We start from the raw sequence: 25,039 nt of genomic DNA on the forward strand, positions 1-25,039 counted from the left end.
GCTTTTTTTACGTGTTAAAACCCAAACAGTTTTGCAACGATGCAAGACATTTTAGGGCAGCCATTGGTGACATACTCAGTCGTCAAAGGAGATAAGGCGCAGATTTGGACGCCCTACATCCTCTTTTGGCGCGGCAATGAAGGTGGACTTCGCCTCTTCAAAACCGGGAATAACGTCGCTTGTGAAACTGGGAGGACTGAACTCCGTTTCAGCAGTTTTTTCCCGCGCGGAAGGAGGTGTCACGAGAGCGGTCGCAATCTGGGTGACCTTGCGGTCCGTAACCCCAAAGCGTCGTGGCGACCGACCGATTTCACCCTCGGTCACAAAACAGCCAAGCGCGCGGGTAATATCTCCCAAGTCACTTTTTAACGGCAGCAGAACAACTTTTCCGTACAGGTCTGGTTTGCCAATCCCCGTATCCGCAGTCACCATAATCTCAACGATTTCAGGGCTTTGAAAGACAGCTTCCAGCGCTGCACCAACCTCTTTGCGCGCGTCTGGTGTGAAAAAAGATGTGAACGGCATGCCGCGCACTTCCATCCCCATAAGATCAGAAAGATGCGCACCCGCGAGGCGAAAACGCGCCATACCCGGCGCGATCCGTTCAAGAATAAACGCATTCGAGAGGGCACTTTCAATGCCGCGTGGATTGACTTCGCTGCGCATCGGCACGGGTCGTCCCCCGCGCAGACCTTCCCAATAGGCTACAACTTCGTTTATGGCAGGAAAAGACACGGTCCGTTGAAACTCCTTAAGCCTAATAACGTTATTTTCTGATCTCATTTTCATACCACTACACCTTTTACAAAACGTCCCATCATCCAAACAAATTGCTTTGTGACAAACTGGGGTTATTGTTCCATGCGGTGGCCTCTGTTAACCTTATGTCCGCAATGATTACTCAAAAGTTAATATAGCCCCTTTGACCCGATTTGGGAGAGAATTCAGTAAATATGGTTAACTCAATGACGAGCTTTTCTGCCCAAACGGGGGGTGTAGGCCTATACGAATGGACATGGGACATGCGAGGCGTCAATGCCCGAGGGCTTGATGTTCGCCCAAGAGTTCCTGACTGGATTAATGGCCTAGAACAAGAGGTTAAGGCCAAAACTTCATTAAAATTTTCACGCGGATCCATTCAGATATCCCTGAAACTAAATCGAATTGCTTCGCCATCCGAATTAACCATAAACCAAGAGGTGCTCGAACGCGTGATCTTGGCTGTTCAGGCGGTTGAAGCGGTGGCCGCGGCACAAAAATTAACCCTTTCGGGGGTTTCGGCACTGGATCTGTTAACCCAGAAAGGCGTGCAAGAGGTCACGCAAGAGGCCGATAATCCCGAAGAATTAAAGGCAGTGATTCTGACTGACTTTGATACTGTGCTCGAAAGTTTCGCGCAAATGCGGGCCGTTGAAGGGGAGGCATTGCTTAAAGTGCTTTCTGAACAGATGGATCGCATCGAAGCCCTGACGATTGCCGCAGCTGCCGAAGCCAAAAAACGCAAAGATGTGGTTGCCACGACTTTGACCGAGAATTTGCGCCATATCCTCAACAATGTAGATGGCGCGGAGCCCGATCGCGTGGCACAAGAGCTCGCGATGTTGGCTGTTAAGGCCGATGTGACCGAAGAAATTGACCGCCTTCACGCCCATGTTGGGGCGGCGCGCGATCTTTTGGCCTCCAATCAACCTATTGGCCGCAAGCTCGATTTCCTGTCCCAGGAATTTAACCGCGAGGCAAATACGCTGTGCGCCAAGGCCCAAGCGGTGTCCCTCACGCGGATCGGGCTTGACCTGAAGGCTGTCATCGATCAGATGCGCGAGCAAGTACAGAACGTGGAGTAAACATGACCGAAGATCTCGCTAAAGACCGCCGTGGAATCCTGATTATCCTGTCGTCCCCTTCGGGTGCCGGAAAATCAACGCTTTCGAAACGATTGATGGCATGGGATTCGTCGATTAAGTTCTCCGTTTCTGCAACAACACGCGCACCGCGCGCGGGCGAAGAACATGGCCGCGAGTATTATTTTCACTCGAAGGATGATTTCCAAGCCTCTGTTGCAAATAACGAAATGCTTGAACATGCGCAGGTCTTTGACAATTTCTACGGCTCACCTAAGGCTCCCGTGATTGCCGCTTTGCAATCTGGTCGCGATGTTCTGTTTGACATTGATTGGCAGGGTGGTCAGCAGGTCCGCAATTCGGTTCGCGCCGAGGATGTGGTGTCGATTTTCGTGCTGCCCCCGTCCATTGCCGAGCTTGAAAGGCGCTTAATTGCGCGCGAGCAGGACAGTGCTGAGGTGATTGATGTCCGTATGAAACGCAGTAAAGATGAGATAAGCCATTGGGCCGAATACGATTACGTTTTGGTTAATCGCGATGTAGATCAGGCCGAAAACGACGTGCGCGCCATAGTCACCGCCGAACGACTGCGACGGAGTCGCCAGATTGGGTTGGTGGATTTAGTACGCAATTTGAACACTGAATTTGAGGAACGCCCGTGACACTTTATGCCCTCGCAGACCGCGCACCACAAATTGATCCCGACAGCTGGATTGCACCCGATGCCAATATTATCGGCGGAGTCATAATCCGCCCTGGGGCATCGGTTTGGTTTGGCACGACACTGCGCGGAGACAACGAGGACATAACCCTCGGCGAGGGCAGCAATATCCAAGAAAACTGTGTGTTACATACGGACATGGGTTTCCCTTTGGTCATCGGGGCGGGATGTACAGTCGGGCACAAGGCCATGTTGCATGGCTGTACCATCGGCGAAAACACGTTAATCGGCATGGGCGCCATCGTTTTGAACGGAGCTAAAATCGGCCGCAATTGTTTGATTGGGGCAGGGGCCTTGATCACCGAAGGCAAAGTGATTCCGGACGGTAGCCTTGTGATGGGCGCGCCGGGAAAAATCATCCGTGACCTTGATGAGAAAGCGATTGCTGGGCTGCGTGCCAGCGCCCTTAGCTATCAAAACAACATGCGCCGATTTCGGGCGACTTTGACTGAAATTTAGGATTTTCCATGTCTGATTCCAATACACCGACTGAAAACCTCGTGCGCCGCACCCCGTGGCCCGAGACAATTTCGCGCGCGGTTGTTACGCCGCTCCAGCCTTCGGTGGTCTATGCCTCTCCCTCACCAGACCGGTTGGACGACCAATACGAAGGCCGCGCCAAAGGCTATACCTACGCCCGAGAAGGCCACCCGAACGCCGATGTTTTGGCGCAAAAAATCGACCAGATGGAAGGCGTGAGCGGTGGGATTATCACGAGTTCGGGAATGTCTGCGGTTTCGGCGGTTCTGCTGGGATTATTACAAAGTGGCGATCATGTTGTCGCCGCGGATCAGCTTTATGGGCGTTCCATGCGGATGTTGACGCAAGATATGCCACGTTTCGGGGTCACCGCGACGTTGGCCGATCCCACAAATGTTGCCGCTATGCGCAAGGCCGTGACGCCCGCGACGAAAATGATCCTTGTTGAGGTTGTCTCAAATCCTACGTTGCGGATTGCCGATATGGAAGGGATTGCCGCCCTCGCGCAAGAGATTGGCGCGCTTTTGGTGGTCGACAATACCTTTACAACGCCGCGCGCGTATCGTCCGTTTGAACATGGTGCGGATGTGGTCGTGCATTCTGTGACCAAGCTTTTGGCCGGGCATTCAGATGTCACACTTGGTTATGCCGTCGCCCGCGATCCCGCTTTGCAGAAGAAGATTTACGACACGTCTGTTACTTTCGGATTTACCGCCAGCCCCTTTGATTGCTGGCTCGCGGAGCGGGGACTGTATTCGTTCAACCTGCGGTTTGATCGCGCCCAAGAAAACGCCCGCGCCCTTGCGGATCACCTTGCGACCCTGCCAAATGTGAAACGAGTTCTTTATCCTACACGGCAGGACCATCCCGACCATAATCGCGCCACGGCAATCCTTGGGGAATATGGCTCAAACATGGTGAGTTTCGAGATCGAGGGCGGGCGAGCTGCGGCGAATGCCATGACTCTAGCGGCCCCAAACATCGCATTTGCGCCCACTCTTGGCGATATCGGCACAACCCTCTCGCACCCCGCCAGCTCGTCCCATCGGGCGCTGACGCCAGAGGCGCGTGCGGCCCTCGGTATGAGTGAAGGGTTCTTTCGCGTGTCGGTTGGTGTTGAGGATATTCGCGTTCTTATTGACGAATTCACAACGGCCATTCATGCGGCGGCACAGGTCAATTGAGGCGGCGCGGATCACTGTCGTCGACGACAAAAAGGTCAAAATCTACACTCGGGCACAGGGACTGAATTTCGCGCATCACCAAATCGGGATTTGGAAGCTTCGGACATAGCGCACGAAAACGGCCTTTGTATTTATATTGCTCAAGTATGACAGCCAAATCAAGGGCATCAAACCCCTGTCCCAGAAGCGGGGTCAGGATAATATCGGGCTCAAAGGACTCAAGTAACCGCTGCGACATTTCGTCGAAACTTACGTAATGCAGACTCGGATCATCCGGCAAACTGCGCCCAGCAGAAAGCCAAGCAGCAGCGTCCCCGACAATCAATGTTACGGGTTCTTTTTCATTGTTGGAGATGTCAGACCTATCTCGTGTCACATTCTTAACTTACTGAGGTTGGCACCGTAATTCATGGAGATTCACTCGCTTAAATGGCCGTTTGTCACAATTAGTTCATTGATTAACAAGAAGTATAGGCAAAACTTTCAACAGGTAAATCGCATAATCGGTGTCGTTAGATTTACTTTTAACAAAACTTGAATCATCGTTGCGACAACGAGACCGCAGGACCCAAAAATGACAGACCAACATTCCGCAGCTCTTCTCGCCGGCGTACCTCTCCCAGCGGTGCTAATCGATACCCAACATATAGCGCGTGTTATCAACCCACTGGCCGTCGAACTCTTTGGAGCGGGACTGGAGGGGAGGCATTATATTACCGCTTTGCGTCAACCTATCTTACTCGATTGCGTTGAAAGGTGCGTGGAAAACACACGTGAAACGCGCGCCAAATTCGTCAAGACCACGACCACGCATGAGACTATTTTCGAGGTCGTTTGTCGGCCCGTTGAAATGGCCGAGGGGCAGGGTGTCCTCCTGACATTTCAAGACATTTCTTCGTTTGAGGAAGCAGGTCAAATGCGCCGCGACTTTGTTGCCAATGTGTCGCACGAGTTGAGAACTCCGCTCACAGCCCTCGCAGGGTTCATAGAAACCTTACGAGGATCGGCAAAGAACGATTCGGTGGCACGCGAGCGTTTCCTTGGGATTATGGATCAAGAAGCCGCCCGCATGAATCGCCTTGTGCGGGATCTTCTGTCGCTTTCTCGCGTAGAATCCCAAGAGCGAATCCGACCTGACGTGCAACTCGATATTGCTTCCGTCATCGATGCCGTCATTGTGGCGCTGCGTCCCTTAGCGGAGGCCTCCGACGTAAGGGTTGCCTTTGACATGCCGACAGAGCCAATTCACCTGACGGGGGACAGTGATCAACTCCAGCAGGTGTTTAGCAATCTGATCGAAAACAGCATTAAATATGGCAAAAAGGGCGGTGTTGTCACGATTACTCTAACCTGCGTTGCGTTTGAACCCAGTCTGCGCTGCCCCGCCGTCCTTGCGACCGTAAGCGACGAAGGCGACGGGATTAAAAGCCACCATTTGCCACGTCTGACCGAGCGGTTTTACCGTGTAGATGGCCATCGCAGCCGTGAATTAGGGGGGACGGGGCTTGGACTTGCGATTGTAAAACACATCGTGAATCGCCATCGCGGACGTCTGAGAATTCAAAGTGACGAGGGAAAAGGCAGCCAGTTCATCGTTATTTTGCCCATTTCTTAGAGAAACACGCCAAAGGTCGTCACTTGTCATAAAACTGTTACGTTGATGTCACAAAACCATTAACGAGCGCTCTTAAACAGCGCGTTGAGGGTCTTGCACAAGGAAGGCCCATAACTGACATTAAGGAGTTCCCATGTCATTTGTGAAATTCAGCGTATCTGCTTTGGCACTTGCTGCCGCTACGACATCTGCATCCGCTCGCGATCAAGTACAGATTGCCGGTTCCTCAACTGTATTGCCTTACGCTGCCATCGTGGCTGAAGCTTTTGGTGAAAACACAGACTTCCCGACACCTGTTGTTGAATCCGGTGGCTCTTCTGCTGGCCTCAAAAAATTCTGCCAAGGTCTTGGCGAAGACACAATTGACGTGGCAAACGCCAGTCGCCCAATCAAAGACGCCGAGATCAAAGCCTGTGCCGAAGCTGGCGTAACCGACATCATCGAAGTACGTATCGGCTATGATGGCATTGTATTTGCTTCCGACATCGACGGCGAAACCTTCGAATTCACCCCTGCCGATTGGTACAACGCTTTGTCCGACACCATCTTGGTTGATGGCGCAATGGTTGCGAACCCAAACACGACTTGGACAGACGTTAACGCGGCTTTCCCCGCGCAAAAACTCGCAGCCTTCATCCCAGGTACAAAGCACGGTACCCGCGAAGTCTTTGAGGAAAAAGTGATCCTTGCTGGTTGTGAAGAAACTGGCGCATTTGAGGTTCTCAAAGCTGCCAACGGCGACGACAAAAAAGCCGCTGAAAAAGCTTGTATGGCGATCCGTACCGACGGTGTGTCCGTAGACATCGACGGTGATTACACCGAGACCCTCGCACGCATCGAAAGCAACAAAGACGGCATCGGCGTGTTCGGCCTCGCATTCTATGAAAACAACACAGACAAGCTGCAAGTTGCAACAATGTCCGGCGTTGCCCCTTCAACAGAAACCATCTCGACTGGCGAATACCCTGTGTCGCGTCCTTTGTACTTCTACATCAAAAAAGCGCACATCGGCGTAATCCCTGGCCTCAAAGAATACGCTGAATTCTTCGTGTCCGACGAGATCGCGGGCTCCGACGGACCCCTCTCCGAGTACGGTCTTGTTGCCGATCCTGATCTTGCTACAACTCAAGAATTGATCGCCACTGAAGGCACATTGGGGATGTAATCCCCCTTAGGAGCTGCCCAATCGTGGGCGGCTCCTTTCTTATTTGACGGAATGAATATGCCGGTATTTTGGATAATCATCACGATCCTTGCGCTCTCGGCCCTTGGCTATGTGTTGGGTCGCAAACGCGCCCTTGCATCCGCCAACGGGAGTTCAAAGCTCCTCCATTCGCTCCCGATCTATTACGGGAGTTTCGCAGCAGGCACGGCGTTTCTCTCGGGGATTTTTGTTTTGCTGGCTTGGCTTTTCATCCAGCCATTCTTTGTCGAAAACGCAGTTAAATCCTCCCTAGAAAATCAACTCCTTGATGCGGGTGCCGCGAGCAGCTTGGTCCTAAGCGACGTGCACCGCATTGCTGACGGGCTTGATTCAGCCGTTGCACGCGGCGTGTTGGATTGGGAGGCGTCGCATACGCTTTCTGGTACACCAGAGGCGCTCAAAGACACACTCGGATCATACGGCGTGGCCGTTGGGCAAGCGGTCGAACCTGCGATCCTTGAGGCCGCACAAGAGATGCGCAAGCTAAGTGCAACCGGCCGGTTTTGGTTATCTCTCGCGAGTATTGGGGCGACCATTGCGGGGCTGCTTTATGCACTCGGGAAGATCACCAAGGATTTCCGCGCCCGCAACCGCGTAGAAGCCGCCATCAAACTGATGTTGATTTTTTCAGCCTCCATCGCGATTTTCACCACAGCGGGCATCGTGCTTTCCATGTTGTTTGAAACGCGCAATTTCTTCTTTCAGTACCCGTTCGTTCAGTTCTTCTTTGGAACCAACTGGGCACCGAATTTCCGGGGGGACAGCGACCTTGGTATCCTGCCGCTCCTCTGGGGTACGCTCTATATCAGCTTCATCGCGCTCCTTTTCGCGGTGCCCGTCGGGTTGTTCGCCGCGATCTATATGTCTGAATATGCAGGCCCTAAAACCCGTGCCATTGCCAAACCTCTGATCGAAGTTCTCGCGGGTATTCCGACGATTGTTTACGGCCTTTTCGCGCTGGTGACAGTTGGCCCGATGTTGCGGGATCATTTCGCACAGCCTTTGGGCCTTGGCGAAAGCAGTGCGTCGGTGATGACGGCGGGCCTCGTGATGGGGATCATGCTTATTCCCTTCGTGAGTTCTTTGTCCGATGACATCATCAATGCGGTCCCCCAAACCATGCGCGATGCCTCGCTTGGCCTCGGCGCCACAAAGTCCGAAACCATCCGCCAAGTTGTGGTGCCAGCAGCGCTTCCTGGCATCGTGGGCGCGGTTTTGCTCGCAGCCAGTCGCGCCATTGGCGAAACCATGATCGTGGTGATGGGGGCAGGGGCCGCGGCCCGCTTGTCGCTCAATCCCTTTGAGGCCATGACAACCGTGACCGTTAAAATCGTTAGCCAATTGACCGGCGATACCGACTTTGCCAGCCCAGAAACGCTCGTCGCTTTTGCGCTTGGCCTTACCCTCTTTACCATCACGTTGGGGCTGAATGTTATCGCCCTCTATATCGTGCGCAAATATCGGGAACAGTACGAATGAGCGATTTTTCAACCAACCGTCCATCGGCCTCGCTGTATGTGCAAACCGACCGCGTGAAAAAGCGCAACGCAGCCGAGAGACGGTTTCGCTATTACGGAATGGCAGCGATCAGTGTGGGCCTTCTTGCCCTCATTGTTTTGGTCACGTCGATTGTGAGCAACGGCGCGGGCGCATTTCGCCAGACCTTTATCACGCTGAATGTGGACCTTCTCGAAAGCAAGCTCGACAAATCCGGCGTGCGCGATTTGGAGGTGATGAAAAAAGCTTCAACGATCACCTACGCGCCACTCCTGACCACAGCCTTGTTGGAAAAACTGGCAGCAGCGGGCGTCACAGATCTGTCTAAAAAAGAAGCAAGCGGGATGATTTCCAAAGAAGCCCCCGCGCAGGTGCGCAATATGGTGTTGAGCAACCCAAACCTCATAGGCCAAACCATCACAATCAACGTTTTGGCGGATGGTCGGGTCGATGGCTATTACAAGGACCGCGTGTCGCTAGAAAGTGCGGCCTTGGACCAAAACGTCACGCCGGAACAACTCCTCGCCGCAGATGCTTTGAAGAAATCTGGCGATATAGTGACCCGTTTTAACTGGGGATTTATCACAGCCCCCGACGCCTCGGACCAGCGCCCCGAAGCGGCGGGCCTTGGCGTCGCGATCTTGGGAAGCCTTTATATGATGGGGGTTGTGTTGCTTTTGGCTTTGCCTATTGGAGTCACGGCCAGTATCTATCTGGAAGAATTCGCACCAAAAAACCGTTGGACGGATCTTATTGAAGTGAACATCAGCAACCTCGCTGCAGTCCCCTCGATTGTTTTCGGTATCCTTGGACTGGCGATTTTCATTAACTTCGCGGGCCTACCGCAGTCGGCACCAATTGTCGGCGGCTTGGTCCTGACACTGATGACGCTTCCCACGATCATCATCTCGACCCGCGCCAGCCTGAAATCCGTACCGCCAAGCATCCGCGACGCGGCGTTGGGGGTCGGCGCCAGCAAGATGCAGGCCGTCTTTCACCACGTGTTACCCCTCGCGGCACCGGGTATTTTGACGGGTACGATTATTGGCCTTGCGCAAGCCCTCGGCGAAACCGCGCCCTTGTTGCTCATCGGGATGGTCGCCTTTGTGCGCGAATTCCCGGGTGCGCCGCCAGAAGGCCTGTTTGATCCGGCATCGGCGCTTCCCGTGCAGGTCTATAACTGGACACAACGGGCCGATCCGGCCTTCTTTGAGCGGGCTTCCGGCGCGATTATCGTACTGTTGTTAATGCTGATTGTGATAAACGCAGGGGCAGTTATGTTGCGCCGCCGCTTTGAACGCCGCTGGTAGAGAGGGCGCAAAAATGAATGATATGAGAATGATGGAGAGAGTCGTGAGTGATCAAAAAACCAAGATTTCTGCGGCAAATGTGCAGGTCTATTACGGAGAGACTCAAGCGCTTAAGGACGTAAACGTCGAGATCTCTGCCCAAACCGTTACGGCCTTTATTGGTCCGTCGGGGTGTGGAAAATCCACCTTCCTGCGCTGTTTGAACCGCATGAACGACACGATTGATATTTGTCGGGTGGAAGGCAAAATCTTGCTGGACAATGAAGACATCTATGACGCAAAAGTGGACCCTGTTCAATTGCGGGCCAAGGTCGGCATGGTGTTTCAAAAGCCAAATCCCTTCCCTAAATCGATCTATGACAATGTGGCCTATGGACCGAAAATTCACGGGATGGCCGCAAACAAAACCGAGCTTAACCAGATTGTCGAAGACAGCCTGCGCAAAGCCGCGCTTTGGGAAGAGGTCAAAGACCGTCTTCTCGCCCCCGGAACGGGCCTTTCGGGCGGCCAGCAACAACGTTTGTGCATCGCCCGCGCCATCGCGACCAGCCCAGAAGTGCTCCTGATGGATGAACCCTGTTCGGCGCTTGATCCCATTGCAACCGCGCAGGTTGAGGAACTCATCGACGATTTGCGCTCCAATTTTTCTGTGGTTATCGTAACGCACTCCATGCAGCAAGCCGCCCGTGTGAGCCAAAAAACAGCGTTTTTCCACCTTGGAAACCTCGTTGAATTTGGCGCGACTGACAGTATTTTCACCAACCCCGTTGATCCCCGTACGGAGGCCTATATTTCGGGCCGGATCGGTTAGGAGACCCCCCATGCAAGAACAACACATCGTATCCTCGTTCGACCGTGATCTTGAAAGTATTCAAGCACTTATCATGAAAATGGGCGGCCTTGTTGAGGTGGCCATTTCCGATGCAACCAGAGCATTGGAAGACCGTGACGAGGAACTCGCACAGCAAGTGCGACTCCGCGATAAGGCGATTGACGCCCTCGAAGATCAGGTAAATTCCGAAGCGGCGCGTGTCATTGCCTTGCGCTCGCCCACGGCAACGGACCTGCGTACGGTTTTGACGGTGATGAAACTCGCGGGGAACCTTGAGCGGGTCGGGGATTATGCCAAAAACCTCGGTAAACGCACATCGTCGCTGGTTCAAATGCCCGATATTGACGGTGCATCTGGCGCGATCCGGCGCATGGGTCGCGAGGTTGAACACATGCTGCGCGATGCTTTGGATGCCTTCGTTCAACGCGACGTCGCAATGGCAGAAGATGTGCGCCGCCGTGATCAAGAAGTTGACCAAATGTACAACGCCCTGTTTCGTGAATTCCTCACCTTCATGATGGAAGACCCGCGCAACATCACCGCCTGTATGCACCTGCATTTTATTGCCAAAAATATCGAGCGCATGGGCGACCACACCACGTCAATTGCAGAACAGGTTATCTATCTTGTGACCGGTGAAATGCCCGCTGAAGAGCGCATCAAAGGATCAATGCCGTCCTATAACCTTGACTTGTAAAGGATTAATTGAATGTCCGCAGACAAACCATCCGTCCTCGTTGTCGAAGATGAGCCCGCACAACGCGAAGTCCTCGTGTATAATCTTGAAGCCGAAGGTTACGAAGTATTCAAGGCCGTGAACGGGGAAGAAGCCCTTCTGATGGTGCGTGAAGAAAATCCCGATTTGGTACTTCTTGATTGGATGCTACCGAATGTGTCTGGCATTGAAATTTGTCGCCGGTTGAAGTCACGGGCCGAAACCCGTGATGTACCCGTCATTATGCTTTCTGCGCGCAGCGAAGAAGTTGACCGCGTACGGGGATTGGAAAATGGCGCCGATGATTATGTTGTGAAACCCTATTCGGTGGCCGAGCTGATGGCCCGCGTGCGCAACAATCTGAGGCGCACACGCCCCGCCGCCGTTGGGCAAACGCTAGAGTTTGAAAACGTTGTGCTTAATAGTGAAAGCCACAAGGTTTTCCGCGCTGGTCAAGAGTTGAAGCTTGGTCCGACAGAGTTTCGCTTGTTGGTGACCTTCATGGAAAAACCGGGTCGGGTTTACAGCCGCGAGCAGCTTTTGGATCGGGTTTGGGGGCGCGATATCTATGTTGATACGCGCACGGTTGACGTTCATATTGGGCGCCTGCGCAAGGCATTGAGCATCAAAGGTTCGGAAGATTTAATCCGAACCGTGCGCGGTGCAGGCTATGCATTGGGATAACGCATTAGGGCAGGGCGCTTAAGGAGCGGCCTGCGTTAACACTGCTTTCGCAAGGCTGGTAAGGGGAAGCTCGCGTTCAACGGCCCCGATAGACTTCGCAACTTTAGGCATTCCATAAACCACACAACTTTCTTGATCTTGGCCATAGGTACGCGATCCGGTCTGCCGCATTTCGAGCAGACCATCAGCGCCATCCTGCCCCATGCCTGTCAAAATAACTCCCGTTGCGCGTTTGCCAATATTTGTAGCTAGAGAACGGAAAAGCACGTCCACCGAGGGGCGATGCCGCGACACAAGACCACCTTCATTCAAAGAAACGATCATTTCCTTTGAATTCAGAGGGTTGTACATAATTTCCATGTGATGAGACCCAGGCGCGAGGAGGGCGAGGCCGTTTCGCAGAACGTCTCCCTGCTTGGCTTCACGCACGTCCATGGGGGCGTATTTGTTGAGGCGCTTCGCAAATGGCCCGGTAAAAACCTCGGGCATATGTTGCACCATGACAATCGGTGGGCAATTGGACGGCATCCCTCCTAAAAGTGTTTTAAGAGCCTCTGGGCCGCCCGTCGAAGATCCAACACCAAGGACCGATAGAGAGTTTTCAACACGTTTTACCTCTTTTGGATCAAGCGCGTAGCTTTTTATAGCGTCCGGGTTTTGAGCAATATTTCGAGATCTTTTTTGCAACTTTGCCAATGCTGCTCCGCGCACGGTGTCACATATCTGCATTTGTAAATCGGCCGCGTGACGCCCATTGCCCACCAATCCTTTTTCAATCACCCCCACAGCGCCCATTTCTAAGGCTTGCATCAGTAAATCGGATCCTTTGGTGACAATCGTTGAACACATCACGACAGGAATCGGCCGGTGGGCCATCAGGCGGCGCAGAAACTCAAGACCGTCCATTTTTGGCATTTCAACATCCAAAGTAATGACGTCAGGCTGTAAACTATCAACCATTTGTTTGGCCTCAAAGGCATCCTTCGCACATCCAACCACCTCTAGGCGTCGGTCTTTTGATAGGATCATTTCAATTGCTTTGCGAAAAAAGGCGCTGTCATCGACAATTAGGACACGGTATTTGGGAAGGGAGACGTTCATTTCCTCTATTCCTTTATAAAAATTGCTGGACCTACACGTTTGGTACCAATGGTTTCAATCGAAAGAACTTCAGTATGTCCAATCATCAGTATTCCACCGGGCCGTAGGCGAGAAAGTACGTGGTTAAAAACGCGCTGCTGGTCGTCCTTGTTGAAATATAACAATACGTTACGCAGGAGAGCTAAATCGAATTGAAGTGTGCTAAACAACGGCGGAGTCAATAAATTATGCGCTACAAAACTGGCGGACTCCAAAAGCGGCGCAGCAATGCGAAATTTTTGATTTTCGGTGCAATTCCGTTGCAAATATTTTGACCGATACTGCGCCGGAAGGCCGCTGATTTCCTCTGCACTGAAAATTGCAGCTTTTGCGCGCGCGAGAATGGTCTTGGAAATATCAGTTCCAACGAGGTTTGCACAATAAGGAACGCCCGCATCCTCTTGAAACTGCGCGATTTCTATTGCTGTACTCCAAAGTTCGGACCCCAACGAGCATGCGGCACTCCAAACATTGAGACAAGAGGCGGGTTTACCATCGGAGAGCCGGTTTAGCCCCCCATTCCGGAGCCACTTAAAATGCGCAGGTTCGCGAAAAAAATCCGTAGTATGCGTTACGAGGCTCTCCATTAACGCGTGTTCTTCAACTTGATCGTCCTGAACGCGTCTGATGTAACCTTCAAAACTTTCGTCCCGATGAACACGCATCCGTCTGCGCACGCGCAGCGTTAGGAAGTCAACTTGATCAGGCGTGATCCGGTTACCAGACAAGCGTTCAGCAATCTCGATAAAGATTGCGGCGTGCTTCTGGGACAGCGGTGTTTGCGCAAAGCTGCGCCTTTGTACAACATTCATTCTTAGGTCCAGCAATTAGATTACGTCCGTACTCGCGGCGTGCAACTTGGTGGCCATAGGAGTGAACGAATTTCCCAAACGATTGGTAAATGGCCGTTTCCTTTATTATCTCAATTTTGCATATTTTTTTACGGGACATGGCATCACACTGATTAAATTGACCTAATTCGGTGAGTAAGCATTAGGAAAATTAAAATTCATTGCCGCAAGCAAGTTCAATGGTCCTGTTTTTTTTGCAAAGGTGTAAGCGAATCTTGTTGGGCTTTAGGGTAGGGCGCTCATCGCAATTCCTCCATCATCTTTTCGCGGCCCCTTTCATCTGGTGTCTTCCAGCCGAGGCATTTACGCGGAGTATTGTTTTGAGACGGTCACTGTTTTTTTGATATCGTGATCCGACATTCTTCGGATGTCTCGTTTGCGGAGCAGCAGACGTCTAGCCCTTGGATTGATGTTTTCAACATAGCCGTAGTATGCCGCGTTCTTAGGCAAGCATTCATCTAGGAAGCGATCACGCCGCAGTTCCCAGTAAATTGTTGATCGACAGCACTTCAACACGCTAGAAATCTCATCAACAGGAACTTTAGCGTGCTTCCAACATTCAACAGCCTAGAAGTTGATTGCTATGCAATCACTGAAAAGGACACCTGCTTTGTTCTGTGAGACTTAACTGAGCATAAGTCGTTCCCACACCGATTCCTCTTGTTAGATAAAATACTGTTTTCTAACAAAAGTCGAAGTTGGAGGTAGCGCGCACCCGCGCACATCCATAAGGCGTATAATTGGTATTATGTTAAATTAATGGGCAGTCAAATATGCACAGATTGATTAAAACGTGTCTTTCTTATTAGAAACGCCTACCATGCAACTGCAATTCCACCCAACTAAACAGATAGCCGACAATTGATTGGAAATCTTTCAATTTCTCAATATAAGTTTCATTATGGGACTGAAAAAAGGTTTGTAGCTATGACATCTATTCTAATTCTTAACGGACCGAACCTAAATCTTCTGGGCACCCGCCAGCCAGAAGTTTACGGAAGTGAAACGCTCTCGGACGTTGAGAAAATGTGTAAAACCCACGGGCAAGCGCTTGATATCGATATCTCGTGCCTTCAATCCAACCATGAAGGTGCCCTTATTGATGCGCTCCATGCCGCCAAGTCCAAATTTAAGGGCGTTGTATTAAACGCTGGCGCTTACACCCACACATCCGTCGCCCTTATGGATGCCATAGCATCGGTTAGCCTGCCCGTGGTCGAAGTGCATCTGTCAAACATTCACGCCCGTGAAACATTTCGGCATAAATCCTTCATTGCCCCTGTGGCGTTAGGCCAGATTTGCGGTTTTGGCTCTCACGGATACATCCTTGCGATTGATGCTCTTGTTAAGCATTTGGCGGGTTCTACTGCATGAATTCTTATCTCGAAAGTCTCATAGAAGCCCAAACACTTGATGACCTTTGGGAGCTCCATGTCGCCCGAATTTCCGAATTTGGCTTTGGGAGAATGTTGTATGGATTTACGCGGGTTTGGGGCGATAACCGATTTGGCAATCCAGATGATATAGTGGTTTTGAGCAACCACCCCGAAGCCTACACCAACGGGTTTATTTTCGAGGAGCACTATGCTCGCTCACCGATCGCGCAATGGGCTTTGCAACATTCCGGCCCAATCAGTTGGAGTCGTGCCCAAATCCCGACCGGCCAAAGTCCTTTGACGAAGGAACAGCAAGAAGCCCTTGATTTCAATAAAGAACATAATATTTTTGCGGGATATACGATTAGCTTTCCGAGCGACCGTTCTCGTGAAAAATCCGCTCTGATTTTGACGGCGGACGTGGGCCTAACACAGGAAGAAGTCGACGCACTTTGGGAGACGCATGGCCGCACTATCAATGCGCTTTGTACCATTTTTCACCTAAAGGCCCAAAGCCTGCCGCACAGCTATTCGCGTAATCTGTTGACCAAGAGACAAAGAGAAGTTTTGGAATGGGTCGGCGACGGGAAAACCACGCAAGACATTGCAACCATCATGGGTCTCAAACCTGAGACTATAGAAAAACACCTCCGTTTAGCTCGTGAAGCGCTTGAGGTAGAAACAACAACACAGGCCGTTTTGAAAGCATCTTTTCAAAAGCAGATTTTCGTTGTAACAACCTAACATGTCATAAAGTTAGGTTGGTATGGTTTTCCATACTTTAAAACAGTCGCCAAACAGGCGATTAATGGTTTGTTCCGTGAGTGAAGTCTTTTTTGGCTAGGAGCAATTGGTCGGTCATACCTGCAATTACAGGATATGACCGACTATCTCGGGAAACCGAATTGCATGTCTTTGAGCGTATAGTCCGCAAAGAGTAGCTGCGACATTGTCTGGTTCTATCCCCAATTGGACCAGGTTTGACGGAGAAAACAGTGTGGTCCTGCCCGGATTGCGCTGTTTTTTTGTGTCTAAAGTCCAAGTGTGTCTGAATCACAATGCAAAACGCCGGCCCATTGGGACCGGCGTTTCAAACTTAAGACGGGAACGAAGCCCCCTGCCCTAGACCTTAGCCTTTGACAGTTTTCATAACTTCTGCTGCGAAATCTTCTTCGACTTTTTCGATGCCTTCGCCAACAGCGAGACGCACAAAGCCAAGGATTTCAACGCCAGCTTCTTTTGCTGCGGCTTCAACTGTGAGGTCTGGATTTACAACGAAGCTTTGACCCAAGAGTGTAACTTCACCCATGAATTTCGCCATCCGGCCAACGATCATTTTTTCGATCACTTGCTCAGGCTTGCCACTTTCGCGGGCTTGCTCGACCAAAATCGCTTTTTCGCGTGCAACGAAGGCTGGGTCTAGATCAGCTTCGCCCAAAGATGCGGGGCTTGCGGCCGCTACGTGCATAGCAACCTGCTTGCCGAACGCTTCATTCTCGCCGCTCAACGCAACCAAAACACCGATGCTGCCCATGTTCGGGGCTGCAGCGTTATGGACGTAGGACACGACAGATGCGCCTTCAACAACAGACATGCGACGCACGTTCATGTTTTCGCCAATGGTCGCAACTTTGTCTTGTACAACTTCGCTGACGGGTTTGCCGTTCAATTCGGCCGCATTCAACGCATCAACGTCATTTACAGTCAGGGCAACAGTCGCAATGCTCGCAACCATTGCTTGGAAGTCTGCGTTTTTGGAAACGAAATCTGTCTCAGAATTCACTTCGACAGCAACGCCTTTGCCACCGGAAACTGCGACGACAACAAGGCCTTCAGCAGCCGTACGGCCAGATTTCTTTGCAGCTTTCGCCAAACCTTTGGTGCGAAGCCAATCAACAGCGGCCTCCATAGCACCATCTGTTTCGACGAGCGCTTTTTTCGCGTCCATCATGCCTGCGCCCGTGGAGTCGCGCAGCTCTTTAACCATTGCAGCAGTGATCGCCATATCGGCTCTCCTAAAAAAATGTGTTATATAGGAGAACGCGCCAGAAATATGGCGCGTTCTATGTCAATTCAATGACAGTTGAAAAGAAAGTCTGCGGGCTTACGCCTCAACAGCAACTTCCTCAACGAGAGCTTCTTCCAACTCGCCCAAATCAACGCCAGCAGCGCCCATTTGTGCTGTCATACCGTCCAAAGCTGCGCGCGCAACAAGGTCAGTATAAAGCGCGATAGCGCGTGCCGCGTCATCGTTACCTGGAATGATATAGTCGATACCGTCTGGCGAACAGTTGGAGTCAACGATCGCAACAACTGGGATACCCAATTTGTTTGCTTCCGCGATGGCCAATTGCTCTTTGTTGACGTCGATAACGAAAAGCAGATCAGGAACACCGCCCATTTCGCGGATCCCACCAAGGCTTGCTTGGAGTTTGCCTTGCTGACGTTCCATGCCAAGACGCTCTTTTTTGGTGAGGCCTTCGCCGCCATTTTCGAGTTTCTCGTCAAAAGTTTTCAGACGGCTGATCGACGCGGACACTGTTTTCCAGTTTGTCAGCGTGCCACCGAGCCAGCGGTGATTCATAAAGTATTGCGCACATTTTTCTGCAGCTTCAGCAACAGGCTTTTGAGCCTGACGTTTTGTGCCAACAAAAAGAATACGACCGCCTTTAGCAGTAGTATCGCGCACAACTTGAAGCGCCTGGTCCAACATAGGAACAGTTTGCGTCAGGTCGAGAATGTGAATGCCGTTACGCGCACCATAGATGTAGGGACCCATCCGTGGGTTCCAACGAGGAGTTTGGTGGCCAAAGTGAACGCCAGCTTCAAGAAGCTGCCGCATGGTAAAATCAGGTAGCGCCATGCTATAAATCCTTTCCGGTTTATCCTGAGCGAAACCATTGAGGGCGTGTGCCCAACCGGTGGACTGTACGGGATTTCTCCCCGCACGGCCCTAGTTTCGCCTGTGAAGTAGCGCGCATCTAGCTCACCTTTCCTGAGTCTGCAAGTCCCCGAGGCCTATTTTCCCGTTTTAAGCAGGTGGATGCGGAAAATAAGCGAGAATTACGCCGAATAGGTGTATTCAACACGTCTTGCACTTTTATCATCTTCACGCGACAAAGTGTTATGAACGCACCTTCCAAAACACCCGAAATTCTTACGATTGGTTCCGTCCTTTGGGATGTGATCGGCCGCGCGGCGTCGCATATGCGTATGGGTTCGGACGTTCCGGGCCGCATTACGCGCCTTCCGGGCGGGGTTGCGATGAATATCGCCATGACCCTAACACGGTTTGGCCAAACACCCGCGCTCCTTACGGCCATTGGCGAAGACAGCCAAGGGAGCGAACTTATGGAAGCTGCGCGTCAACTCGGGATCAATACCGACTATGTCTATCGCTCCGCCGACCTGCCCACCGACCGCTATATGGCGATTGAGGGCGCGAACGGGTTGATCGCAGCCATTGCTGACGCACATTCGCTCGAAGCGGCGGGTGACAAAATTCTGCGGCCTTTAAGCGACGGGCGTTTGGGCAGCATGGAGTCTCCTTATACAGGCTCCATTGCACTTGATGGTAACCTCACGCGCACATTGCTTGAAAATATCGCCACCAGCGCGCTTTTTGCCCAAGCGGACCTGCGCGTTGCTCCTGCCAGTCCGGGCAAGGCCGATCGCCTACACCCGTTCCTCAACCATACTCGCGCCACTCTCTATGTGAACCTCGAAGAAGCGGGGCTTTTGTGCCAACACAGCTTTGATACCGCCGAACTTGCCGCCAAAGGCTTGCTTGCGCGCGGTGCGCGTCGGGTTTTGGTAACCGATGGTGGCAAACAGGCCTGTGATGGCAGCGCCGAGGGTCTGGTGATGGCATGCCCGCCCGAAGTCCTCGTGACGCGGGTGACGGGCGCGGGCGATACCTTTATGGCCGCCCATATCGTGCGCGAATCCCGTGGTGCCCCGCGGGAGGACGCGCTAAAAGCCGCTCTTCAAGCTGCCGCAATTTATGTTTCCGGAGGAACACCCCTATGAGTCTACCTATTGTCCTTGCCCCCGATGTTGCCGCCGCCCGCAAAGCCGGTGCGCCAATTGTTGCGTTGGAAAGCACGATTATCACCCACGGGATGCCCTATCCGCAAAACATCGAAACCGCGCGTTTGGTTGAGGATTGCGTCCGCGAAAACGGCGCGACCCCAGCGACGATCGCAGTTATGAACGGCAAGCTGCATATCGGCCTAACCGACGCGGAACTCACCGAATTGGCCACCGCCAAGAACGTCGCCAAAGTCTCGCGCGCGGATATCGCCGTGGTGCTTGCGAATGGCGGTTATGGCGCGACGACGGTTGCCGCCACGATGATCGCCGCCAACCTCGCAGGCATCAGCGTTTTCGCAACTGGCGGCATCGGTGGTGTCCACAAGGGCGCGGAATTGACCTTTGATATCTCCGCTGACCTTCGCGAATTATCCGAAACGGCCGTAACCGTGGTTGCCGCAGGGGCCAAGGCCATTCTTGACCTTGAGAAAACCTACGAAGTGCTTGAAACCCTTGGTGTTCCTGTGATTGCGGTTGGTCAAGACACCCTGCCCGCGTTCTGGTCCAGAACCTCGCATATGACAGCGCCTTTGCGGATGGATTCCGCCGCCGAAATCGCCCGCGCCCAGAAAATGCGCACGTTGATGGGCCTTCCGGGGGGGCAGTTGATCGCCAATCCCATCCCTGCCGAATCCGAAATCGCCGCCGAGGTTTTAGCGCCCGTAATCGCGCAGGCACTTGCTGAGGCCAATGAACAAGGCATTTCCGCCAAAGACGTCACCCCGTTCCTTTTGGGCCGCATCTTTGAGTTGACGGAGGGCAAGTCGCTTGTGGCAAATATCGCGCTTGTGCTCAACAATGCGCGCCTTGCGGCTGAAATATCTGTTGAAATGGCGAAAACTTAGGCACTTCGTATTTAGAACTGAAAACCAACACTTTTGCAGCGGGCCTCTCTTGTGAGAGGGCCTGCGAGGCTTTACATATTGCCTAAACAAAGGACATGCGTCGATGCAAGACCAAGATCACGATCCGGCGGGCAAGCCGCGCAAACGCGGCGCATTTGCCAGAACGCGCGCTAACTTCCTGACCGGAGTGGTCGTGGTTGCCCCAATCGCCGTAACACTTTGGTTGATCTGGACGGTCATTGGATGGATCGATGGCTGGGTTTTGCCTTTTGTTCCAAATAGTTGGGTGCCGGACTTCAACCTTGGAAATTATGTCAACTGGAATGCACCAGCGCTTGATCAACCCTACCCCACGGGCGAAAATACTAAGTTCCCGGGCTTTGGCGTCGTCATTTTCTTAGTCTTTACGGTCGTTGTTGGATGGCTAACCAAAGGTTTGTTGGGGCGCACACTTTTACACTGGGGCGAGCGGATCGTCGATCGCATGCCCGTGGTAAGGTCGGTCTATAATGGGTTGAAACAAATAGCAGAAACGGTTTTTGCCCAAACCGATACCAGCTTTGAACATTCCTGTCTTATTGAGTATCCCCGCAAGGGTATCTGGTCGATTGGCTTTATTTCGACCCAAGCCAAAGGCGAAATTCGCACCCGCGTACCCAACCAAGATTCTGTAACGTCGGTTTTCCTTCCGACCACGCCAAACCCGACATCGGGCTATTTGTTGTTCGTGCCAACGGCCGATGTGATTGTTTTGGACATGACGGTTGAGGATGCGGCGAAACTTGTGATCTCGGCAGGGCTTGTCTACCCGAGCGACACCGCAAAGCAGCTCGCTCAGGCAAAGAAATCCGACGCCCCTGTTCAGGCTGAATTAAAAGACTAAAGCGCCGTCCAACCGCCGTCGATGCTCAACGTGGTGCCCGTCATCTGGCTTGCGGCATCCGAACAGAGGAACACGGCGGTGACGCCAATCTGTTCGGTCGTGGCAAACTCACCACTAGGTTGACGCGCCAACATGACATCCTGAATGACCGTTTCGCGATCCATATTATGGGTGGCCATTTGATCGGGAATTTGCGCTTCGATGATTGGCGTGAGCACATATCCCGGACAAATCGCATTACAGGTGATCTGTTCGCGCGCGGTCTCAAGCCCTGTGGTCTTGGTCAGGCCAACAACTCCGTGTTTCGCCGCGACGTAGGCCGATTTATACGGCGAGGCCGTTAACCCATGCGCCGAAGCGATGTTAATGATGCGTCCCCACCCTGCGGCCCGCATGATCGGTAAGGCCATTGCAGTGGTGTGAAAAGCCGAGCTGAGATTGATCGCGATGATCGCGTCCCACTTATCCATCGGGAAAGTATCAATCGAGGCGACATGCTGAATACCCGCGTTATTCACGAGAATATCGCATTTACCCGCTTTGGTGATCAAGTCGCGGCACTCTTGGGCTTTTGACATATCCGCAGCGATGTAGCGGACGTTAACCTTGTAGCGCCGCGCCAATGCGTCGGCGAGTTCATGGTCTTCGGGGCGATCCGTGAAAGAATTGAGCACAATGTCCGCGCCCGCTGCCGCCAGAGAATCAGCAACCCCCAGACCGATTCCCGAATTTGATCCTGTGATAACAGCGGTTTTTCCAGAAAGTAACATGCGGTCTCCTTGCAATATTTTCTTAGAAACCTAATTGCTGCAACTGCGAATTGCACGTAAGAAATAAAGGTATATGGGGCGTTTTTCTGCCGATAAAAAATTAACTTTTGCCGAAATTCAGACCAAAAAAAAACGCCAGCACGAAGCTGGCGTTAAGTTATTGAGGCAGGTTTCATACAGGCAAGAAACCTATCGAGCAGTAAGTACTTTATACGCAATTCTTCGCCGCCTTCCAAGCTAAAAGTTTGAAATACCTACAAAGCCTGCGTAATGTCGGCCACATATAACAAAGGGCAGAAGGGGATTGTTGCCAGAATGAAACCAGATATTTTCCAAATAACGAGGCAATCGATCTGTGCGCTCGGTATCGTTCTTGCGGCAGGAGTCGCACAGGCCGAGCCCAAGCACGGCTTGTCCATGTATGGTGAGCCCGCGCTACCACATGATTTTGTGTCCCTCCCCTACGTGAACCCCGACGCGCCCAAGGGCGGACGGATCGTTTTGGGCGAGAGTGGCAGCTTCACCAGCCTCAACCCGCACATGCAAAAATCTCAAGTTCCGTGGATGTTAAGATTTTATGCGTACGAGAGCCTGATGGGCCGCTCCTACGACGAACCCTTTACTCTTTACGGACTTTTGGCCGAATCAGTGGAGACCAGCCCCGAGCGCGACTGGGTGGAATTCACCCTGCGCCCCGAAGCAAAATTCGCCGATGGCACTCCCGTTACGGTTGAAGATGTGATCTGGTCTTATGAGACATTGGGCACCATTGGCCATCCTCGATATTTGGGCGCGTGGAGCAAAGTCGACAAAATCGAAGCGACGGGCGAGCGGACAGTGCGCCTGACCTTCAACATCGACGATCGCGAGTTGGCCTTGATTATGGGCATGCGGCCGATCCTCAAGAAAGCGCAATGGGACGGGCAGGAATTCAACCAAGGCGGTTTTGATATTATCCCGATCACAACCGCGCCCTATCAAATCGGCGATTTTGACGCTGGAAAATACGTTACTTTGGTCCGTAACCCCGATTACTGGGGCAAGGATCTGCCGTTTATGAAGGGCAAAGCCAACCTTGATGAAATCCGCATGGAGTTTTACCTTGATGGTTCGGTAATGTTCGAGGCTTTCAAAGCCGGTTTGCTAACGAGTTTCCGGGAAGGCAATTCCGCCAAATGGGACACCCAATACGGCTTTGACGCGGTCACCCGTGGCGATATCGCCAAATCCGAAATCCCACACCAACGGCCCACAGGGATCGAGGGCTTTGTGATGAACACCCGCAACCCTCTGTTTGAGGATTGGCGCGTACGCGAGGCCTTGATTTCGCTTTATAATTTCGAAGCGATCAACGACACAATCACGGGCGGCGCTTTACCGCGCATCACTTCGTATTTCTCAAACTCGCCTTTGGGCATGCTAGAAGGCCCCGCAGAAGGGCGCGTTGCCGAATTGCTCGCGCCTTTTGCCGACACCCTCAAACCCGGAACGGTAGAGGGCTATACCCTGCCCGTTTCCGACGGCACGCTCACCAATCGCAAAGGCATTCGCCGTGCGGTGGCCCTGTTTAAAGAGGCGGGTTGGGAGATCAAAGACCATGTGATGCAAAACGCCGAAGGCACACCCTTTGCGTTTGAAATCCTTGTGAATACGGGCGCGGACGAGAACCTTCGCATGGGCAATATGTTCGTTGAGTCCCTTATTCCACTGGGGATTGACGCCACGCTTACCCGCATAGACTCGCCACAACTTAAAGAACGCACACAGGTCTATGATTTTGAAATGGCCTATTACCAAGTTGGCCTGTCGCTCTCTCCTGGTAACGAGCAAATGTTGTATTGGGGCCACGAAGGTATTGAAAACCCCGGCACGCGGAACTGGATGGGAATGAACGAACCCGCCGCCGAAGCGATGATTAATGTGATGCTCACCGCCGAGTCTCAGGATGAGTTCAAAGCCGCCGTGCGCGCCTTGGATCGCGTGTTGATTTCTGGCCGCTATGTCATTCCATTTGCGTATTCTAACATCGCACGTATTGCCCATGACAGCAGCCTCAAGTATCCAGAGCATGTGCCAATCTATGGCGACTGGATTATGTATCACCCGGATGTGTGGTGGTCAGAGGAGACAAAATGACTAAGTTCCTATTTATCATCGCGGCCTGTGCAAGTTTGGCCGCCTGCGCAACGGTTGACGGCGTCGGCCAAGATATCTCTACGGGTGCGCGCAAAGTCAGCAACCTGTAAACGTCTAGAGATGAACGACAAGAGGCGGCCTTCGGGCTGCCTTTTTTGTTGTGTGGAGGGTTAAGTGAGCGAGGTGACCCAAAGGATGGCGGCGTCCTCCGGCGAGACCGAAATTACGTTATGGCCCATGGTTCCGTCGTAATACGCACTGTCTCCGCGACGCAACTCAACGGGTTCGTAAAACTCGGTATAGAGCTTCACCACCCCCGTAATCACATAGAGAAACTCCTCGCCATCATGGCGCACCCAGCCGTCAAATTCCTCGATACTGCGGGCGCGAATTTGGGCCCGATAGGGCAGCATTTTCTTCTGGGTCAGGGTTCCCGCGAGCAGTTCATGCTCATAAGTAGCGGTCAAATGGGCCTCACCACTGCCCGCTTTTGTTACCGACATCCGCCCGTTCACTTGCGCCTTTGAAGGGGCGGTAAACAGTTGCGGTACCGAGATTTCCAAACCCTCGGCCAGTTTTTTGAGCGCCTCATAGGTTGGCGACATTTGCCCGTTTTCGATTTTCGAAAGGGTCGAACGCGCAAGACCTGCTTGTTTAGCCGCTTGCTCCAGCGTCCAGTTGCGAGATTTGCGCAACTCGCGCACTCGATTGCCAAGGTTAAGCGGCTCACCGAGCGCTTCTTCGCCATTTTCGCGAGCAATGCGCACGATGCTTGTTTGGTTTGGGTCCATAGCCACCTATTATACAGGCCAATCCGCACGCGCAAGCCATCGCCATAACCGCCGACTTCTGTGGATATTTGC

The 25,039-nt window shown here is 52.5% G+C and carries 26 protein-coding genes; 18 read left to right on the forward strand and 8 right to left on the reverse strand.

Features of this window, described 5'->3' with window-relative positions; all coding sequences use genetic code 11:
• Window positions 1–75: 75 nt before the first annotated feature.
• Window positions 76–789, reverse strand: coding sequence for a PAS domain-containing protein (locus tag AB9F29_RS10750; RefSeq protein ID WP_369755684.1), 714 nt, complete (start codon window positions 787–789; stop codon window positions 76–78).
• A gap of 176 nt (window positions 790–965) precedes the next feature.
• Between AB9F29_RS10750 and AB9F29_RS10755 the strand changes: the two genes are divergently transcribed.
• From AB9F29_RS10755 to AB9F29_RS10770, 4 genes are read left to right on the forward strand one after another with little or no spacing between them, the layout of a single operon-like run.
• Window positions 966–1,844 carry a YicC/YloC family endoribonuclease gene (locus AB9F29_RS10755; RefSeq protein WP_369755685.1) on the forward strand — a complete coding sequence of 293 codons (879 nt, stop codon included), beginning with the start codon at window positions 966–968 and terminating at the stop codon, window positions 1,842–1,844.
• 2 nt (window positions 1,845–1,846) lie between these two features.
• Window positions 1,847–2,503: a guanylate kinase gene (gene gmk / locus AB9F29_RS10760; RefSeq protein ID WP_335585566.1), complete on the forward strand. Its 657-nt coding sequence runs from the start codon at window positions 1,847–1,849 to the stop codon at window positions 2,501–2,503.
• Complete coding sequence (locus AB9F29_RS10765; RefSeq protein ID WP_369755686.1) at window positions 2,500–3,021, forward strand: gamma carbonic anhydrase family protein; 522 nt, start codon at window positions 2,500–2,502, stop codon at window positions 3,019–3,021. Before gmk ends, AB9F29_RS10765 begins: the two co-directional genes overlap by 4 nt.
• A gap of 8 nt (window positions 3,022–3,029) precedes the next feature.
• Entirely contained in the window at window positions 3,030–4,226 is a 1,197-nt protein-coding gene (locus tag AB9F29_RS10770) for a PLP-dependent aspartate aminotransferase family protein (RefSeq protein WP_369755687.1), read from the forward strand.
• Here the strand turns inward: AB9F29_RS10770 and AB9F29_RS10775 are convergent.
• A complete protein-coding gene (locus AB9F29_RS10775; protein ID WP_335585563.1) occupies window positions 4,219–4,602 on the reverse strand; it encodes a hypothetical protein in 384 nt (127 codons plus the stop codon). The two genes, AB9F29_RS10770 and AB9F29_RS10775, sit on opposite strands and share 8 nt — an antisense overlap.
• Before the next feature lie 198 nt (window positions 4,603–4,800).
• Between AB9F29_RS10775 and AB9F29_RS10780 the strand changes: the two genes are divergently transcribed.
• From AB9F29_RS10780 to phoB, 7 genes are all read left to right on the forward strand, one after another.
• Window positions 4,801–5,841, forward strand: coding sequence for an ATP-binding protein (locus AB9F29_RS10780; protein ID WP_369755688.1), 1,041 nt, complete (start codon window positions 4,801–4,803; stop codon window positions 5,839–5,841).
• A 133-nt stretch (window positions 5,842–5,974) separates the two neighbouring features.
• Entirely contained in the window at window positions 5,975–7,006 is a 1,032-nt protein-coding gene (locus AB9F29_RS10785; RefSeq protein WP_335585561.1) for a substrate-binding domain-containing protein, read from the forward strand.
• Between the two features lie 57 nt (window positions 7,007–7,063).
• Window positions 7,064–8,524: a phosphate ABC transporter permease subunit PstC gene (gene pstC / locus AB9F29_RS10790; protein WP_369755689.1), complete on the forward strand. Its 1,461-nt coding sequence runs from the start codon at window positions 7,064–7,066 to the stop codon at window positions 8,522–8,524.
• Window positions 8,521–9,852, forward strand: coding sequence for a phosphate ABC transporter permease PstA (pstA, locus tag AB9F29_RS10795; protein ID WP_369755690.1), 1,332 nt, complete (start codon window positions 8,521–8,523; stop codon window positions 9,850–9,852). Before pstC ends, pstA begins: the two co-directional genes overlap by 4 nt.
• A gap of 13 nt (window positions 9,853–9,865) precedes the next feature.
• Window positions 9,866–10,663, forward strand: a complete 798-nt coding sequence (gene pstB / locus AB9F29_RS10800) for a phosphate ABC transporter ATP-binding protein PstB (protein ID WP_369755691.1) — start codon at window positions 9,866–9,868, stop codon at window positions 10,661–10,663.
• A gap of 10 nt (window positions 10,664–10,673) precedes the next feature.
• Complete coding sequence (gene phoU / locus AB9F29_RS10805; RefSeq protein ID WP_369755692.1) at window positions 10,674–11,381, forward strand: phosphate signaling complex protein PhoU; 708 nt, start codon at window positions 10,674–10,676, stop codon at window positions 11,379–11,381.
• Window positions 11,382–11,393: 12 nt separating this feature from the next.
• On the forward strand, window positions 11,394–12,083 hold the full coding sequence (phoB, locus tag AB9F29_RS10810) for a phosphate regulon transcriptional regulator PhoB (RefSeq protein ID WP_335585557.1): 690 nt from the start codon (window positions 11,394–11,396) through the stop codon (window positions 12,081–12,083).
• Window positions 12,084–12,101: 18 nt separating this feature from the next.
• On the opposite strand, the gene AB9F29_RS10815 is transcribed toward phoB, so the two are convergent.
• Both AB9F29_RS10815 and AB9F29_RS10820 read right to left on the reverse strand, forming a co-directional pair.
• A complete protein-coding gene (locus AB9F29_RS10815; protein WP_335585556.1) occupies window positions 12,102–13,184 on the reverse strand; it encodes a chemotaxis response regulator protein-glutamate methylesterase in 1,083 nt (360 codons plus the stop codon).
• Between the two features lie 5 nt (window positions 13,185–13,189).
• Window positions 13,190–14,035 (reverse strand): protein-glutamate O-methyltransferase CheR, encoded by an 846-nt coding sequence (locus tag AB9F29_RS10820; RefSeq protein WP_369755693.1) that lies wholly within the window; start codon window positions 14,033–14,035, stop codon window positions 13,190–13,192.
• A 966-nt stretch (window positions 14,036–15,001) separates the two neighbouring features.
• Here AB9F29_RS10820 and aroQ point away from each other — a divergent pair.
• Both aroQ and AB9F29_RS10830 read left to right on the forward strand, forming a co-directional pair.
• Window positions 15,002–15,448: a type II 3-dehydroquinate dehydratase gene (gene aroQ / locus AB9F29_RS10825; RefSeq protein WP_335585554.1), complete on the forward strand. Its 447-nt coding sequence runs from the start codon at window positions 15,002–15,004 to the stop codon at window positions 15,446–15,448.
• Window positions 15,445–16,194 carry a LuxR family transcriptional regulator gene (locus AB9F29_RS10830; RefSeq protein ID WP_369755694.1) on the forward strand — a complete coding sequence of 250 codons (750 nt, stop codon included), beginning with the start codon at window positions 15,445–15,447 and terminating at the stop codon, window positions 16,192–16,194. The genes aroQ and AB9F29_RS10830 overlap by 4 nt, the downstream gene beginning before the upstream one ends.
• Before the next feature lie 385 nt (window positions 16,195–16,579).
• Here the strand turns inward: AB9F29_RS10830 and tsf are convergent, their stop codons facing one another.
• Together tsf and rpsB are read right to left on the reverse strand one after the other, a co-directional pair.
• Complete coding sequence (gene tsf / locus AB9F29_RS10835) at window positions 16,580–17,455, reverse strand: translation elongation factor Ts (RefSeq protein WP_039003568.1); 876 nt, start codon at window positions 17,453–17,455, stop codon at window positions 16,580–16,582.
• A 99-nt stretch (window positions 17,456–17,554) separates the two neighbouring features.
• Entirely contained in the window at window positions 17,555–18,313 is a 759-nt protein-coding gene (gene rpsB / locus AB9F29_RS10840) for a 30S ribosomal protein S2 (protein ID WP_369755695.1), read from the reverse strand.
• Window positions 18,314–18,576: 263 nt separating this feature from the next.
• Here rpsB and AB9F29_RS10845 point away from each other — a divergent pair, with 263 nt between their 5' ends.
• The 3 genes from AB9F29_RS10845 to AB9F29_RS10855 all read left to right on the forward strand — a co-directional run bounded on the left by AB9F29_RS10845 (window position 18,577) and on the right by AB9F29_RS10855 (window position 21,270).
• Complete coding sequence (locus tag AB9F29_RS10845) at window positions 18,577–19,479, forward strand: PfkB family carbohydrate kinase (protein ID WP_369755696.1); 903 nt, start codon at window positions 18,577–18,579, stop codon at window positions 19,477–19,479.
• Window positions 19,476–20,387 carry a pseudouridine-5'-phosphate glycosidase gene (locus tag AB9F29_RS10850; protein WP_369755697.1) on the forward strand — a complete coding sequence of 304 codons (912 nt, stop codon included), beginning with the start codon at window positions 19,476–19,478 and terminating at the stop codon, window positions 20,385–20,387. Before AB9F29_RS10845 ends, AB9F29_RS10850 begins: the two co-directional genes overlap by 4 nt.
• A gap of 103 nt (window positions 20,388–20,490) precedes the next feature.
• A complete protein-coding gene (locus AB9F29_RS10855; protein WP_369755698.1) occupies window positions 20,491–21,270 on the forward strand; it encodes a DUF502 domain-containing protein in 780 nt (259 codons plus the stop codon).
• On the opposite strand, the gene AB9F29_RS10860 is transcribed toward AB9F29_RS10855, so the two are convergent.
• On the reverse strand, window positions 21,267–22,040 hold the full coding sequence (locus AB9F29_RS10860) for a 3-hydroxybutyrate dehydrogenase (protein ID WP_039003564.1): 774 nt from the start codon (window positions 22,038–22,040) through the stop codon (window positions 21,267–21,269). The genes AB9F29_RS10855 and AB9F29_RS10860 overlap by 4 nt on opposite strands.
• A 315-nt stretch (window positions 22,041–22,355) precedes the next feature.
• On the opposite strand from AB9F29_RS10860, the gene AB9F29_RS10865 reads away from it, so the two are divergent.
• Both AB9F29_RS10865 and AB9F29_RS10870 read left to right on the forward strand, forming a co-directional pair.
• Window positions 22,356–24,176 (forward strand): extracellular solute-binding protein, encoded by a 1,821-nt coding sequence (locus AB9F29_RS10865; protein WP_369755699.1) that lies wholly within the window; start codon window positions 22,356–22,358, stop codon window positions 24,174–24,176.
• Window positions 24,173–24,286, forward strand: a complete 114-nt coding sequence (locus AB9F29_RS10870; protein ID WP_062628328.1) for a hypothetical protein — start codon at window positions 24,173–24,175, stop codon at window positions 24,284–24,286. Before AB9F29_RS10865 ends, AB9F29_RS10870 begins: the two co-directional genes overlap by 4 nt.
• A gap of 60 nt (window positions 24,287–24,346) precedes the next feature.
• On the opposite strand, the gene AB9F29_RS10875 is transcribed toward AB9F29_RS10870, so the two are convergent.
• Complete coding sequence (locus AB9F29_RS10875) at window positions 24,347–24,967, reverse strand: XRE family transcriptional regulator (RefSeq protein ID WP_335585547.1); 621 nt, start codon at window positions 24,965–24,967, stop codon at window positions 24,347–24,349.
• Between the last annotated feature and the right edge of the window lie 72 nt (window positions 24,968–25,039).

The sequence above is a fragment of the Falsihalocynthiibacter sp. S25ZX9 genome (genome assembly GCF_041205405.1).
Classification (GTDB): Bacteria; Pseudomonadota; Alphaproteobacteria; order Rhodobacterales; family Rhodobacteraceae; genus Falsihalocynthiibacter; species Falsihalocynthiibacter arcticus.